Raw genomic sequence first — 13,981 nt, forward strand, 5'->3', positions numbered from 1 at the left:
CAAACCGGTACTTTGTGCCGGATCGAATGCGTTGCTCGGATTAGTCTTGTTTCAAAAACTCTCTCAGCACATAATGGAGGATTCCGCCATTTTTATAATAGGCAATCTCCACTTCGGAGTCCAAGCGGCATACCACATCAAAATTGACCACAGCACCTCCATCCTTCTTGGCGGTGGCTTTGAGGTTTTTCAATGGTGTCAACCCCTCGGTAATGCCCTCAATGGTAATTTCCTCTTTTCCATCAAGGCCTAAACTGGAAGCAGACTGGCCCTCGGCAAACTGCAGGGGCAGTACGCCCATCCCCACCAGGTTGGAGCGGTGGATACGCTCGTAACTCTCCGCTATGACCGCATGAATTCCCAAAAGTGTGGTTCCTTTTGCGGCCCAGTCACGGGATGATCCACTCCCATATTCCTTTCCTGCCAATACCACCAGTGGGGTATCATCTTTTTGGTACTTTTCTGAGGCCTCAAAAACCGTCATTTCCTCTCCAGAAGGAATATGGGTGGTATACCCTCCTTCTCGTGAAGCCAATTGGTTTTTAATCCGCACATTGGCAAAGGTCCCCCTGACCATCACTTCGTCATTTCCTCTTCTGGAACCGTATGAGTTGAAATCCTTCTTCTCCACCCCTCGTCCTACAAGGTATTGGCCTGCCGGGGAGCTTTCTGCAAACGCCCCTGCCGGAGAAATATGGTCCGTGGTAATGGAATCACCAAGCTTCAGCAGCACCCTTGCCCCTTGGATATTTTGGGGCTCTGGGACTTCATTGCTGAGCCCTTGGAAGAAAGGAGCCTCCTTTATGTAAGTTGACTTCTCAGACCAATTGTACACTTTATCGCTTGGCGCTTGCAGGTTTTTCCATTGCTCGTTGCCTTCGAAGATCTCTCCGTAGTTTTTGTCAAAATCGCCGGGACTTAGGACTTTTCCCATCACCTCAAAAATTTCATCATTGCTCGGCCAGATATCCTTGAGATACACCGGCTCCAGGTTAGGGTCAAACCCAAGCGGCTCTTCATTGAGATCCACATCTACCCTTCCGGCCAAGGCATAAGCAACGACAAGCATGGGTGACATCAGGTAATTCATTTTCACCTGCGGGTGTACACGCGCCTCAAAATTCCTGTTTCCGGACAAAACAGAAGCTACGACCAAGTCATTTTCTTCCACCGCATGGGCAATGTGCTTGGGCAATGGACCCGAGTTACCGATACAGGAAGTACAGCCATAACCGACCACATGGAAACGCAAAGCTTCCAAGTCATCCAACAACCCAGAGGCTTCTAGGTAATCGGTGACCACCTTAGAACCTGGAGCCAGGGAAGTTTTGACCCACGGCTTGACGTCAAGTCCACGCTCACGGGCCTTTTGGGCCACCAGTCCGGCGCCGATCATCACGCTTGGATTGGAGGTATTGGTACAGGAAGTGATGGCCGCAATAACAATGCTCCCGTCCGATAGCGCAAACTCTTCGTTATTGATCTTCACTTCCACTGTTTTTAAACCATTCTTGGTTTTTGTGGCGATTTCTACATCTTCCGGAAGATCCCCTGGCTTATCCACCGGCTGTCCACCACCTTCGCTAAACCATCGGCTCTTATCTCTTTTATCGATCGGGATATACTCCCTCCCGTGGACTTCCTCCAGCAATTCGCCAAACTTCTCTTTAAAGTTCCTTACCAAAATCTTGTCCTGCGGACGTTTTGGTCCGGAGACGGTAGGCTCAACAGTGCCCAAATCCAATTCGACCAAACTACTGTATTTTACGGATTCTTCATCCTCTCGCCATAACATATTGGCTTTGGCATAATCTTCCACCAGCTTGATTTGGTCTTTCGACCTGTTGGTCTTGCTCATGTAATCCAAGGTACGGTCATCTATGGGGAAATAGGTTACCGTACAGCCAAACTCAGGGGACATATTGGAGATGGTTGCCCTGTCCGGAACCGTTAAGGTGTCCAAGCCAGGTCCAAATACCTCCACAAATTTCCCCACGACACCGTGTTTACGCAAAAGCTCCGTAATGGTCAATACCATATCCGTGGCCGTAGTCCCCAAAGGCAATTCCCCGGTCAACTTAAGTCCTACTACCTGCGGCATGATAAAATAGATGGGCTGTCCGAGCAGGGCCGCTTCCGCTTCTATTCCCCCTACTCCCCAGCCTACGACACCAATGCCATTCACCATCGGGGTGTGTGAGTCGGTGCCGACCAAGGTATCGGGAAACACATTGCCGTCGCGTTCGATGACGCCTTTGGCCAAATATTCGAGGTTTACTTGATGGCAGATGCCCATACCTGGGGGAACTACCGAAAAGTTATCAAAGGACTTCTGGGCCCATTTTAAAAATTCATAACGCTCTCCGTTCCGCTCATATTCCACATCCACATTTTTCTTGTAAGAATAATTCGTCCCGAAATAATCTACCTGTACAGAGTGGTCAACGACCAAATCCACCGGAATCAGTGGATTGATCTTTTGCGGATCTTTCCCCTTCCGTACTGCCTCCGCTCGCAAGGAGGCAATGTCCACTACTGCGGGCACACCTGTAAAATCCTGCATTAAGACACGGGCAGGTTTGTAAGGAACATCCTTATCGGAAGCCTCAGGCTTCCAATTCAGCAACGTCTCGGTATGCTCTTTGGTGATCGCAAAGTCATCATAGTTCCGAAGCGCGTTTTCCAGCAATATACGGATTGAAAACGGAAGCTCATTGATCTTGTGGCCCTGCTCCTGCAGTGCCGCTAAACTCCAATAGTTTAGTGACCCTTTGGCGGTGTCAAGTTGTTTTTTAATATGATAAGGATCTAGTGACATATGTTTTTAATGGTTATAAATGGTAAAAATAGTTTCTATATAATAACTGCTTAAAAAACAGTATGATTCCTTAATATAAGTTTTTTTACAGTAAATTGTAAGTTGTAACCCAGCGCATAAGAGCTGGTTTGCTTTTATTGTACATCTTTAAATCGCCCATACTATGAAAGCAGTGCTATATGCGTTTTCTGCTCTTCTAATTATCGCAACTTTAATGCCACTGGTAAAAAAAGACTATTGGACTTTTCGGATTTTCGATTATCCTCGCTTCCAAAAGTTATGGTTAATATCGGTTTTATTAATCTGCTGGACAATTGTCGGTTATGAGCATTTATCAAAAGTCGATTTAGGGATTGTAATCATCCTTGGATTGCTGTTTTTGTACCTTCTCAAGCAAATAGTTCCCTATTCGCCCTTCCATACCAAAATGGTCAAACCGGCCAAAAAGCATGAAAAGACCACGGTCAAGGTACTCGTGGCAAATGTCTATCAATACAACAAGGACTACCAGAAATGCCTGCAATTAATCAAGAAAGAGCAGCCTCACCTTTTCATGTTGGTCGAAACCGATCAGCACTGGGCAGATGCCATTGCAGCACTGAAAGTGGATTATTCCTATCAGGTTCTCCTCCCACTGGAAAATACCTATGGCATGCTGTTGTATTCCAAATTCCCACTTCAAAATATCGAAATCAATCACCTCATTGATCAGGACATTCCCTCCATCTTTGCCGATCTGCAGATTGATGGACAACTCATTAAGCTATTTGCCATCCATCCTACCCCTCCTGTGCCCGGAGAAAACACCCATAGCACTGAGCGGGATGCGGAGATATTGATCGTAGGGAAAAAGGCCAAATCCGAAAAAAAACCCATCATCATCATGGGGGACCTGAATGATGTAGCCTGGAGCTATACTACGGAGCTTTTCCTAAAGATAAGTGGTATGGGCGATCCCCGGATGGGACGCGGGATGTACAGTACCTTCCATGCCAAATACCCCTTCCTCCGCTGGCCTTTGGACCATATATTCTTAAGCCACCAGTTCCGCCTCAAAAAAATGATGGTCCATCCATCCATCGGTTCGGATCATTTCCCGATCAGTGCGGATTTGGTCCTGGATAAAAACAACGAAAACGAGCAGCTAGAGGCCGATATGGAGGATAAAGCTGACGCAGAGGAAAAAATCATCAGCGGAATAGAGTTTTAACGAACCATCTAAATTCCTTATTCAACTGTAAAAAAACCTATATTAATTGTATTTCACCAATTATTGGTAAAGCATAAAATCGAGTAGGAAGCAAAGATAGGGAGCTACCCTAACTTTGCTGTCCTCTCACACCACCCAGCGTACGTGGGTCGTACTGGGCGGTTTCTTTAAATGTTTAACGTAGTTTTCCTTGAGGCTGTATAGGCCTATTGTACCGAACCATTTCAGGTTCATTGCCTCATGGGCGGCAGGGGTCACTGATAACCTGTACCATCCCTTCGAACTTCCCGCAGTCGCCCAACTCCTGTTCCATGGTACGCCAAGGCGGTGTAGGAGCTTTGCCATCGTAAATGCCCGCTTACATTGCTTAAGACGAAAACACCTTATCCTGCGGTTAAGCCAACCTTCTATTGCCTTTAATCTTCCGATCATTTGGGCATTTTTGAAGTAGTTGAGCCACCCCCTCAGGATGGGATTGAGCTCCTTCACCAACTGTTCAAGGCTTATCCCCCGATTTCGTTGGGTAAGTTGCTTGAGCTTTGCTTTCAGCCGTTGCTCGCTGGTCTTGCTAAGCCCCAACCTGCCTTCGATCAGGATGCTGTGGCCAAGAAAATTCAGCTCGTATGGCCTGCTTATCTTGCTCTTTGACTTGTTCACTTTCAGCAGCATACGCTGCTCTATGAACGCTGTGAGACTCGATAACACTCGCTTTGCAGAGGGTTCACTTTTGACCATAACGATCAGGTCGTCTGCGTAGCGTACAAAGCGGTGGCCACGTACTTCCAGTTCTTTGTCCAGTTCATCCAGTATGATATTGGAAAGAAGTGGGGATAGTGGACTGCCCTGGGGCATGCCTTTTACCCCTTGGCTCACCAGTCCGTCTTTGAGCATACCTGCCCGAAGGAACTTGCCAATGAGCTTCAGCAGGGTTTTGTCTCCAATCCGTGTCCCCAACAACCACATAAGCCTGTCGTGGTTCACTGTATCGAAGAACTTCTCCAAGTCTATATCTACTATCCAGTCCCGGCCTTCTGACACTTCTTGACCGGCCTGTCTGAGGGCATCATGTGCCCCTCGGTCTGGCCTAAAGCCGTAGCTCCTGTCCGAGAACGTGGGATCGTAGTGTAAACTTAGTACCTGACTGATGGCTTGCTGTACCAGCCTGTCTTTTACCGTGGGAATCCCAAGGATTCGTACTCCCCCATTGGGTTTGGGTATCTGTACCTCACGTACGGATTCTACCCGATACTTACCCGTGATGATTTGCGATTGGAATTCATGGTAATGACTTGAAAACCACTGCCGTAACTCCTCCACACTCATCCCGTCAATTCCTGCACTGCCCTTGTTGGACACTACTTGCCGCAGGGCGGCAACAAGGTTTGAGGGGGACACTATCTTCCCCATCAATTCCTTGGTCAAGGCTCGTTCTTCCGTGCACCTTGACAACCACTCTCGCCTAACCTTGCCGCCTTGATTGCAGAATACGTCTGCTCCCTTGACTGCACGGACGCTCGACCATTCGTCCAGTCCTGCTAGACTCATCTGACCCATTATACGTTTTCCTGCTTTCATTGTGGTTGTTGCAATTTGTCCGGTAACTGCTCCTTGTTTAAAGATTTGGCCCTTCGCTCCACTCCCATTACAGGAGCTTCCTCACTACTATGGCCGCTGCTGACTTCTGATAGCCTCTCGGATATACAGACCTCCCGTGTTAAGCTAAACATCACCTACTTTATACTACTGGATTTACCTCCTTGAATTACGTTTGGACTTCGGACTTCGGTGTATATTGCCACCTCATCCTCCAAGTAGGCCTTATATCCAGTTCTTATTCATTAGGACAAAGCTTTGTTTTAGGCTTCTTTCAGATTTTGGGTCACCCCAAACACCCTTGCCCTCAACTAATGGTTCGTGCCAACCCGCCCATAAGGGACTTAAACCCTCCTGATGTTTAGCATGCACGGCAAACAAAAAACGGCTGCTCATTATGAACAGCCGTCAAGCGTGTTTCGTACTATTGCTGATTAATCATTGGCTTTTTCAGCTTCCTCTGCGGCTTTGGCTTCCGCTTTTGCCTTACGTTTATGTGCTTTCCGCATGATCCAAGCATACTTTAGCGCCTCCAGGTTTTCATTTAGAAGTGCTGTGCTGGTCTCTGCATTTTTGAGCGTGGCCTTGATGTATTCCGCAAATTCCTCATCGTTTAAGAGCATGCCTACCGCATTGTCATCGGAATTCAGTTTTTCACTGGCGTCCTTAAAGTTGGTCGCTGCCGCAGTGGCCGTCATACTGGTATTTTCCAGTTCACTGGCCGTCCTTTTCAAGCTGGAATAAATGGTCGTATCATGGGACAGCTCATAAAGCATGGTACCTTCCTTTTCCAAGCTGGACGTAAAATTGCCCAAGTCTTGGGTAATACGACTGCTGTTGGCCGCGGTCCGTTCCAGGCTCGCCAATGTATTCTTAAAATTATCCGCCAACAGGCTATCGGTCAAGACGGCTCCTACGATTCCCTCTCCATTGGCTATTTTACCCGTCAGCACTTTCAGGTCGTTGGTGATGGACACAAGGTTTTGGTTGTTTTCCTGCAAGGTTTCCATCATATTATCGGTATCCAGGGGCATAATCGCTTGCAACCGGTCACCATCTTCAATGGCTGGCGCTTGGGTGGTTCCACCATAAATGACAATAATTTTGTTGCCGATCAGGCCATCGGAACTGATCGTGGCCTTGGAATCCTTCCGGATATATTCCTTACTGTCCGCGTCCACGTTCATGGCAATTTCTACCTGCGAATCACCATAAAATTTAATGGAAGTCACCGTACCGATCTTCACTCCCGAAAACCATACGTTATTTCCCGGCTGAAGTCCTTGGACATCATCGAAGACCGCTTTCAGGCCAACGCTTTTCACAAAAACCTTTTGCTGAGCTCCTAAAGTCAAAATACCGACAACCGCAATGATAATTCCTACCAAAACGAATATCCCGACGATTACTGATTTTTTATTATCATTTCTCATTATGTAATGAAATTATAGTCATAAAATGATTTCACTCGCTGATCTTCAGGTGTCTTGAACACCTCTTCAAATTTGCCTTCGGCACCAAACTGGCCATCCAATAGCACCGCTACCCTGTCTCCGGTATCCCTGGCACAGGTCAAATCGTGTGTGATAATGATAGAAGAGGTATTGTAATTTTCCCTGACCTCATTGATCAGGTTATTGATATCGCTACAGGTAATGGGATCGAGGCCTGCTGTAGGCTCATCATACAGCATGATTTCAGGTTTGAGGATAAGGGTTCGCGCGATACCTATCCGCTTTCTTTGTCCTCCAGAAAGTTCTGAAGGCATTTGGTTGATGGTTTGGGACAGGCCTACAGCTTCCAATACCTCTTCGACCATCTTATCCTTTTCGGTCCTGCTCAGCCCCTTAACGTTCCTCACCAAGGGGAATTCCAAGTTTTCACGGACGGTCATACTATCGTAAAGCGCACTGGCTTGAAATGAAAATCCAATTTTCAATCGCAGCTCATTGAGGTCTTTCGCACCGAGATTAGATACTTCTTTTCCCAAAACGTTCATGGTCCCTTCGTCCTGTGTAAGCAGCCCCACCATGATTTTGATCAAAACGGACTTTCCTGTACCGGATTTTCCCAAAACCACTACGTTTTCCCCTTTATACAGGTCCAGGTCCACTCCCATCAAGACATCCAATTCTCCAAAAGACTTTTTCAATCCCCTGACTTCTACTACTTTTTCTCTCATAGCTTAGGACATTCGGATAAAGTTAACAATCTGCAGTGCCAGCAACTCTTCTATAAAAATCAAAAACATCGCCAACACCACGGAAGCATTTGCTGCTTTGCCCACTCCTTCCGTTCCTTTGGAGGAATGGTACCCTTTATAGCATCCCACTATTCCGATGGTAAAACCAAATACCAGCGACTTGAGAATGGAAGAAAAGATATCCAGAAAAGAGATCGCTTCAAACACTTGTACAAAATAGGTGGAAAAGCTGACACTTTCATTGCTGTTTACCGAAAGGAAAGCCCCCATCAACGCGACAAAGTCCGTGTACATCACCAATACCGGGATCATGAAAGTGGTCGCCAGCACACGGGTCACCACCAAAAACTTGAACGGGTTGGTAGCGGACACTTCCATCGCATCAATCTGCTCAGTCACTTTCATCGAGCCAATCTCCGCCCCGATACTGGATCCTACTTTACCCGCCGCTATCAGCGCGGTCACCAGCGGTCCCATCGCCCGCACAATGGCGATGGAAATCAGTGATGGCAGCCAAGAGGTCGCCCCAAATTCTGATAAGGACGGCCTGGACTGATTGGTGAATACAATTCCGACAATAAAACCGGTCAAGGAAATCAGTGCCAGGGAATTATAACCAATCTTGTAGCATTGGCGAATAACCTCCTTAAACTCATAGGGAGGCATCCAGACTTCCTTAAAGAAGCGCTTGATAAATGCAAAAGCATCCGCCAACCCAAGCATCATCGAATCGATCTTCGGACTGATCAAATGCTCTCTATTATTGGATCTATTAGCCATAAATTAAACTTGAATGTGCGAAACTAATAATTTTAGCTCGATTAGACTTATTTAAAATTGATAAATGCATCACAAAATATCTTCTAAAGATTCTTTCTTCAAGGGTTTCACCAAAAAACCGCTGACCATGTCATACTGCCTACTTCTGTCTTCGTCCCTTGGATCGATCGAAGAAGAGAGCATGCGAACCTCCACTTCTATCTTGCGTTCGATCAATTGATCCAAAAAATCCCATCCCTTCATCTCGGGCATGTTTATGTCTAGCAAAAGTAAGTCCACTTTATGTTCTTCCAACCACAATAAGGCCTCAATTGGATTTGCAAAAAAATACAAATCCAACTGGGGATTGTTTTTCAGCAACAACCTCTTATTGATCAGGTGTTGTACTTTGTCATCATCCACAATCAGTATGGACTTTGATCGAAGATCAGTCATAGGTGTATCAAATTGGTTTTGTACCATTTCATCTGCAAGTATTTCATTCATTCTCCGCACTTCTTCATCCAGTTCCTCGGTAGACTGGCGGAGCATCTCAAGGATCTCCTTGTTACCTTGATCCTCCTTGATGAAGTTTACCATTCCGAGCACATTGGAAAGTGGCCTTCTGAGATTATGCGAATTCATAAAGGCAAACTTTCGAAGACGGTCATTTTGCTCTTTCAGTGAGGCATTCAAAATTTCCTTTTCCAACATGTTCTGATGGATGGAAGTATTATCCACGGCCGCCACCATGAACTTCGCTTTCCTGTCTCTATGAAACGGAACTAAGAACAAATCGACCATTCTCGTTTCACCATTTCTATCCCTTAATTCGCACTTTTTGATGGATTGATTTTGGGCTGAATATACCGCCTTTATTTGAGTAGTGGAAATACCAAAAAACGATTCAAAATCAATGGCGTTCTTTCGTCGGATCTTTCCTCCAAAAATGGCTCCTGCCATGTTGTTGGAATTTATGATTTTCCCCGTCTCCCTATCGACAACCCACATGCTTATGGGTATGTTATCGAAGACCGCTTCGTATCCCTCCCAAACTCTCCGGTCCAACTTCATGGAGCGCTCTACCGAAAGGTAAATCAACAAGCCTGATGCCAACACAAACAAAACAGCCTTGACCACTTCAAAAATGACCATATTGGATAACCCTAGATCTTCTTGTTTCTGGTCAAGAAACAATGAAGAAAAAGTCACCCAACTTCCTCCTACAAGAATATATATGATGGCTATTCTGAGACTAGACTTCATTCGAACTTTTGCTTGTAAACTAAGATATAAAAAATATTCCCGCAAAACCCTATACCGCTTCAACAACAAGGGTAAATTTTGTATTAGTTTCACCTAAATTTATTAGATACAGCTAAATTAGTGTAGGCTAAAAATATTTTATATAGCTATATTTCAACATTTTAAATACTTTATATTTAATCTTTACATTAATATAACCTCCCTAAAGAACAAACAATTTAATTTGGATAAATTATTCCTCATGGATGGGCTCCTCAGCATGTAAAAGAGCATGATTCGTTCTCTTACGCCCGCACTTTCTAACTAAAAGCTCCCTGAAATCCCACCTAACGTTCGCCAAGACAGCCCTTGTTAAGGTGGGAAAATGAAAGTAAAATAGGCCGGTATTTCCTTCTTCCACCCTACCCTTGGTTATGGAAACCACCATGGATTTGACTTTTATTTTCCCTGCTAATAGCACCAGATCTCGCCACGACATAGGGGATAAAAATCAGTCAAAAAATTTCCAACATGGGAAGTTTATCCGTATCTTCAGTAAAGGATAAAAAAATGAAAATGGTCCTTTTCACAAGATTTATTTCCTGTAATAAAACGGACCATTCCATCAGTGAAAGGCCGCTAAAAAAAGCCAAGAATCCAAGGCAGTTTACTGGCCTAAATTCCCTTAAAAAGTTCCCGTCTTTTTAGGTGAAAAAGTGGCCCAAAAAACGATCAAAAAAAATGAAAAAACACCTCTCTATCTTCGCCCTCCTTATGGTCTTGTTTTCGCCAGTTTTTGGACAGGAAAAGTTCGATGAAGCATTGGCAAAAAAATACGAAGCCGACGATTACGGAATGCGAAAATACGTCATGGCTTTTCTTAAAAGAGGACCAAAAGTGGAGCAGTATTCCGATGAGGAAAGGGCCAAAATCCAAGAGGGACACATGGCACATATTGGGAAAATGGCAGAAGATAAAACCCTCGTATTGGCAGGGCCTTTTTTCGGAAAAGGGGATCTTCGCGGCATTTTTATTTTTGATCTGGAAACCATAGAAGAAGCAGAAAAACTCACTGCAGAAGACCCCGCCATCAAGGCCGGTGTCCTCCAAATGGAATTGCTGGAGTGGTATGGATCCGCAGCCGTCATGGCGATCCCCGAGATCCATGAAAAAATCCAAAAAATAGATTATTAGTACATCCCCTATGGCTGCCCTCTTCCATAATCAATTGTCTGACATGCTAAGGGAACGCGCTGAATTTAGCGGCCGCATATATCCTTGAAAGGACAATATTGGCACTTCTTAAGGTCTTCTGTCTGATCGAACGGAATGGACTCATCAAAAATTTCCGAGAGCATTCCCTTCAGGCCTTCTTCGAATTGCTCCTGAAAATCCAGGTAGTTATCCAGTTCCTCTTTTTTGCCTCCCCTTTCCTTAACCTGCAGATAAGGATTGAAATCATCATTGAATATCTCCTTGAGGTTAATAATGGCCGGTTTGAGCGGTGTTTTGTTTTCAGGAAACTTGGCTTGGTATAACAAACCATATATCAGTGTTTGCATGGCAGCCTTGTTCCTTTTGGTATCCTCCCGATCAAACAGGGATGGTATGGAGGGAAAATCCTTGGTATCCTGGCCAGACTTATAATCGATCAGCCGGACCACACCGTCCTGCTTGTCTACACGGTCTATGATCCCTTTCAGGGCCACAGCATATTCTTCTCCATTTGCCGCTACCGGAATGGCCGTTCGATAACTAACATCCTTTTCCAGGGACACCAGCTCGAACGGGGCCCCTTGTTGATCCCACTTCAGGAGTGCTTCAATGTATTTTTGCAATACATCCCTGACGATGGCCAACTGTCCGCTCAGGCGGGTGTCGGCTTCTTCTTCCAGATGGTAAAAGTCCCTAATGGCCTTTTCGATGGCGGGGCCAATGAATTTATGGAGTTGCTCAAAATCCCCTTCCGTGACCACCCGCCGTTTCTTTCGCTCCATAAAGCCCTTGTAAAGGTATTCCAGGCTGTAATGGGCCAAATTACCAAAAACCGCTGGACTGACCTCTTCTTCCACTTGGTCCTTCTCGGTGATATTGGCCAAATAGCGGAAGTAAAATTTCAACCGGCAGTCTAACCATATGCTCAATGCCGAAGGGGAAAATGCCGTAACCGAATTCCCGTCTTCCTTGACCAAATATTTGCCCAATAACGCCATGATCTCGTCCGTTTTTTTAATGGTGATCGGCTCATCTGGATGTACATCCACCGGAACGAACACCACCTCCTCAGGAATGTCCCTGTTCATCTCCATGGTCATCTGGCGAATGTATCGGCTCATCTCCCCTACCTTGCCTTGATCCGAAGCTGTGGAATAGATCATATGAACTTCCTCCGCCCGATGGAGCAGCCGGTAAAAAGTATAGGCATAAATGGCATCATTTTGCTCCTGGACAGGGAGCCCGAATGCTTTGCGGATATTGAAAGGAATAAGGGAATTCAGCCCGCCGGAGGGAGGAAAACTGCCCTCGTTCATATTGGCAATGATTACCCTTTTAAAGTCCAGGTTACGGGATTCCAATACCCCCATGACCTGAAGTCCTGCTAGCGGCTCTCCCTCAAAGGGCAGCCGCACCTCTCGAAAAACCTGCCTGAACAGCCTGATAAAAAATTCCAGGGTAATGGTAATCGATTCCTGCTTCGAAAAAATCTCCTTCAAACGGGTAAGCTGCTTGTGACATTGGTAGAGGTAACTTCGCTGCAACTGATCTCCCTCCAACCGTTCTGCCAACAGCAGCATCAAACGCTCCAAATAGGCAAACAGCCCGGAGGTCTCCAGCTTTTGAAAGATCAATTCATAGAGCTCCCCTCCTGCCTGCAACGCTGACTGTGGAATATACACCTGGTTTTTACGCTGGATGTTTTCTAGCAATGCATCCGCAAATTGTTCCTTTTCAGCCTTTAGGTAGCTTGTGGCAAGCAGCTCCTTGACGGCCTGATGGTAAAAGGTCACCGTCCCATTTTCTACCTTTACATACCGCTGAAGCTCTAGGACGGCCTCCAAAAATGCATAGACGGGAGCATTCCGAATGGGATACCCCATGGTGACGTTCACCTTGTCCACCTGCTCGGGAAGCTGGTTCATCACCGGAAACAGCAATTGCTCATCAGGAAGGATGACCACCGTTTCTTCGGGCACCTCATCTTCACCAAGCCCTTCCAACACCTTTCCGATCAGGTTGGCCTGGTTGATTTTTAGCGGGGTTTGGTAAACGTTGGTTTTTGCCTGAACTTGCTGGATTCGATCGGGAAGCTTTTCCGGAAACGTGGGCCCGAGCACGGGATCCTTTTGATATTCCCTGAAAAACAAACCGGCTTCCTGCTGGGGATCATTCAAGTAAAACGCATCCAAATCCCAGTAAACCGTCGCTTCAAATTCCTTTACAAAATGCTTGATCAACCTTTCCTCCGTGCCGGTAAAGGCATTAAATCCCACAAAGGCATAATGGACATTAGGGTGCTCCAATTGATCCATTCTTTCCACCACCTGCCGATAAAGCATCCCGGAATAGGCGTAGCCTGATGCTTCCAAGACACTTTTAAACTGCTGGTAAAGGGGCCACAGCAATTGCCAATACCGGATAAATTTATCCTTGTGGCCATTTTCCCCTATCCTTCCCTCACGTTCAAATGATTTCCAAAATTGCTTCACCAAGGCTATTTGACTTTCGGTCAAATAACTCAGATCAGTCTCAATTTCCTTTATTTCTGCCACCAATTTGTACAGCTTGGCCGGATCGACCATAAACTGATCAATGTCATTAAAGTCCTTGAGGATCATTTCTCCCCAGAAGTAAAACCGATCAAAGGACTCAGCATCTGGCTGCAGATCGCGATAGACACGGTACAATTCAAAAATCAAGGTCAGCTGATCAGCAGGTTGGTTATGCGCAAACTTATAAAAAAGCTCTTCCACGGTCAGCACGGAAGGCATCCATTGGGGCTTGTCGATTAGCTTGCCCAAATACTGGATAAAGAACAGTCCAGCCCTTCTGTTAGGGAGTACTACGGCTACTTTGCTGAGGTCATCATGACGCTGTAATAAATCGGATGCGGTGTCTTTAAGAAAACTCTCCATGGGAGCTGGTTATTTATCGA

The 13,981-nt window shown here is 45.8% G+C and carries 9 protein-coding genes; 2 read left to right on the top strand and 7 right to left on the bottom strand.

Going from position 1 to position 13,981, the window contains the following annotated elements:
- Positions 1-40: 40 nt before the first annotated feature.
- A complete protein-coding gene (gene acnA, locus ECHVI_RS19635) occupies positions 41-2,818 on the bottom strand; it encodes an aconitate hydratase AcnA (RefSeq protein WP_015267783.1) in 2,778 nt (925 codons plus the stop codon).
- Positions 2,819-2,981: 163 nt separating this feature from the next.
- Here acnA and ECHVI_RS19640 point away from each other — a divergent pair, with 163 nt between their 5' ends.
- Positions 2,982-4,028: an endonuclease/exonuclease/phosphatase family protein gene (locus ECHVI_RS19640; protein WP_015267784.1), complete on the top strand. Its 1,047-nt coding sequence runs from the start codon at positions 2,982-2,984 to the stop codon at positions 4,026-4,028.
- A gap of 126 nt (positions 4,029-4,154) precedes the next feature.
- On the opposite strand, the gene ltrA is transcribed toward ECHVI_RS19640, so the two are convergent.
- The 5 genes from ltrA to ECHVI_RS23430 all read right to left on the bottom strand — a co-directional run bounded on the left by ltrA (position 4,155) and on the right by ECHVI_RS23430 (position 9,849).
- Positions 4,155-5,573 carry a group II intron reverse transcriptase/maturase gene (gene ltrA, locus ECHVI_RS19645; protein WP_245553375.1) on the bottom strand — a complete coding sequence of 473 codons (1,419 nt, stop codon included), beginning with the start codon at positions 5,571-5,573 and terminating at the stop codon, positions 4,155-4,157.
- 482 nt (positions 5,574-6,055) lie between these two features.
- A complete protein-coding gene (locus ECHVI_RS19650; RefSeq protein ID WP_015267785.1) occupies positions 6,056-7,054 on the bottom strand; it encodes an MlaD family protein in 999 nt (332 codons plus the stop codon).
- Positions 7,054-7,803 carry an ABC transporter ATP-binding protein gene (locus ECHVI_RS19655; RefSeq protein ID WP_015267786.1) on the bottom strand — a complete coding sequence of 250 codons (750 nt, stop codon included), beginning with the start codon at positions 7,801-7,803 and terminating at the stop codon, positions 7,054-7,056. Before ECHVI_RS19655 ends, ECHVI_RS19650 begins: the two co-directional genes overlap by 1 nt.
- A 3-nt stretch (positions 7,804-7,806) precedes the next feature.
- Positions 7,807-8,604, bottom strand: coding sequence for an MlaE family ABC transporter permease (locus ECHVI_RS19660; RefSeq protein WP_015267787.1), 798 nt, complete (start codon positions 8,602-8,604; stop codon positions 7,807-7,809).
- A gap of 69 nt (positions 8,605-8,673) precedes the next feature.
- Positions 8,674-9,849, bottom strand: coding sequence for a response regulator (locus ECHVI_RS23430; RefSeq protein ID WP_157501542.1), 1,176 nt, complete (start codon positions 9,847-9,849; stop codon positions 8,674-8,676).
- Positions 9,850-10,569: 720 nt separating this feature from the next.
- On the opposite strand from ECHVI_RS23430, the gene ECHVI_RS19675 reads away from it, so the two are divergent.
- Entirely contained in the window at positions 10,570-11,022 is a 453-nt protein-coding gene (locus ECHVI_RS19675) for a YciI family protein (protein ID WP_015267791.1), read from the top strand.
- Positions 11,023-11,087: 65 nt separating this feature from the next.
- Here the strand turns inward: ECHVI_RS19675 and ECHVI_RS19680 are convergent, their stop codons facing one another.
- A complete protein-coding gene (locus tag ECHVI_RS19680; RefSeq protein WP_015267792.1) occupies positions 11,088-13,961 on the bottom strand; it encodes a PD-(D/E)XK nuclease family protein in 2,874 nt (957 codons plus the stop codon).
- Positions 13,962-13,981: the final 20 nt, after the last annotated feature.

Origin of the sequence: Echinicola vietnamensis DSM 17526 (assembly GCF_000325705.1) — a bacterium.
GTDB lineage: Bacteria > Bacteroidota > Bacteroidia > Cytophagales > Cyclobacteriaceae > Echinicola > Echinicola vietnamensis.

What these genes read in the sequence shown, in the direction of transcription:
- acnA (WP_015267783.1), bottom strand. Translation starts at nt 2,818, where the DNA reads ATGTCACTAGATCCTTATCATATTAAAAAACAACTTGACACCGCCAAA.
- ECHVI_RS19640 (WP_015267784.1), top strand. Translation starts at nt 2,982, where the DNA reads ATGAAAGCAGTGCTATATGCGTTTTCTGCTCTTCTAATTATCGCAACT.
- ltrA (WP_245553375.1), bottom strand. Translation starts at nt 5,573, where the DNA reads ATGAGTCTAGCAGGACTGGACGAATGGTCGAGCGTCCGTGCAGTCAAG.
- ECHVI_RS19650 (WP_015267785.1), bottom strand. Translation starts at nt 7,054, where the DNA reads ATGAGAAATGATAATAAAAAATCAGTAATCGTCGGGATATTCGTTTTG.
- ECHVI_RS19655 (WP_015267786.1), bottom strand. Translation starts at nt 7,803, where the DNA reads ATGAGAGAAAAAGTAGTAGAAGTCAGGGGATTGAAAAAGTCTTTTGGA.
- ECHVI_RS19660 (WP_015267787.1), bottom strand. Translation starts at nt 8,604, where the DNA reads ATGGCTAATAGATCCAATAATAGAGAGCATTTGATCAGTCCGAAGATC.
- ECHVI_RS23430 (WP_157501542.1), bottom strand. Translation starts at nt 9,849, where the DNA reads ATGAAGTCTAGTCTCAGAATAGCCATCATATATATTCTTGTAGGAGGA.
- ECHVI_RS19675 (WP_015267791.1), top strand. Translation starts at nt 10,570, where the DNA reads ATGAAAAAACACCTCTCTATCTTCGCCCTCCTTATGGTCTTGTTTTCG.
- ECHVI_RS19680 (WP_015267792.1), bottom strand. Translation starts at nt 13,961, where the DNA reads ATGGAGAGTTTTCTTAAAGACACCGCATCCGATTTATTACAGCGTCAT.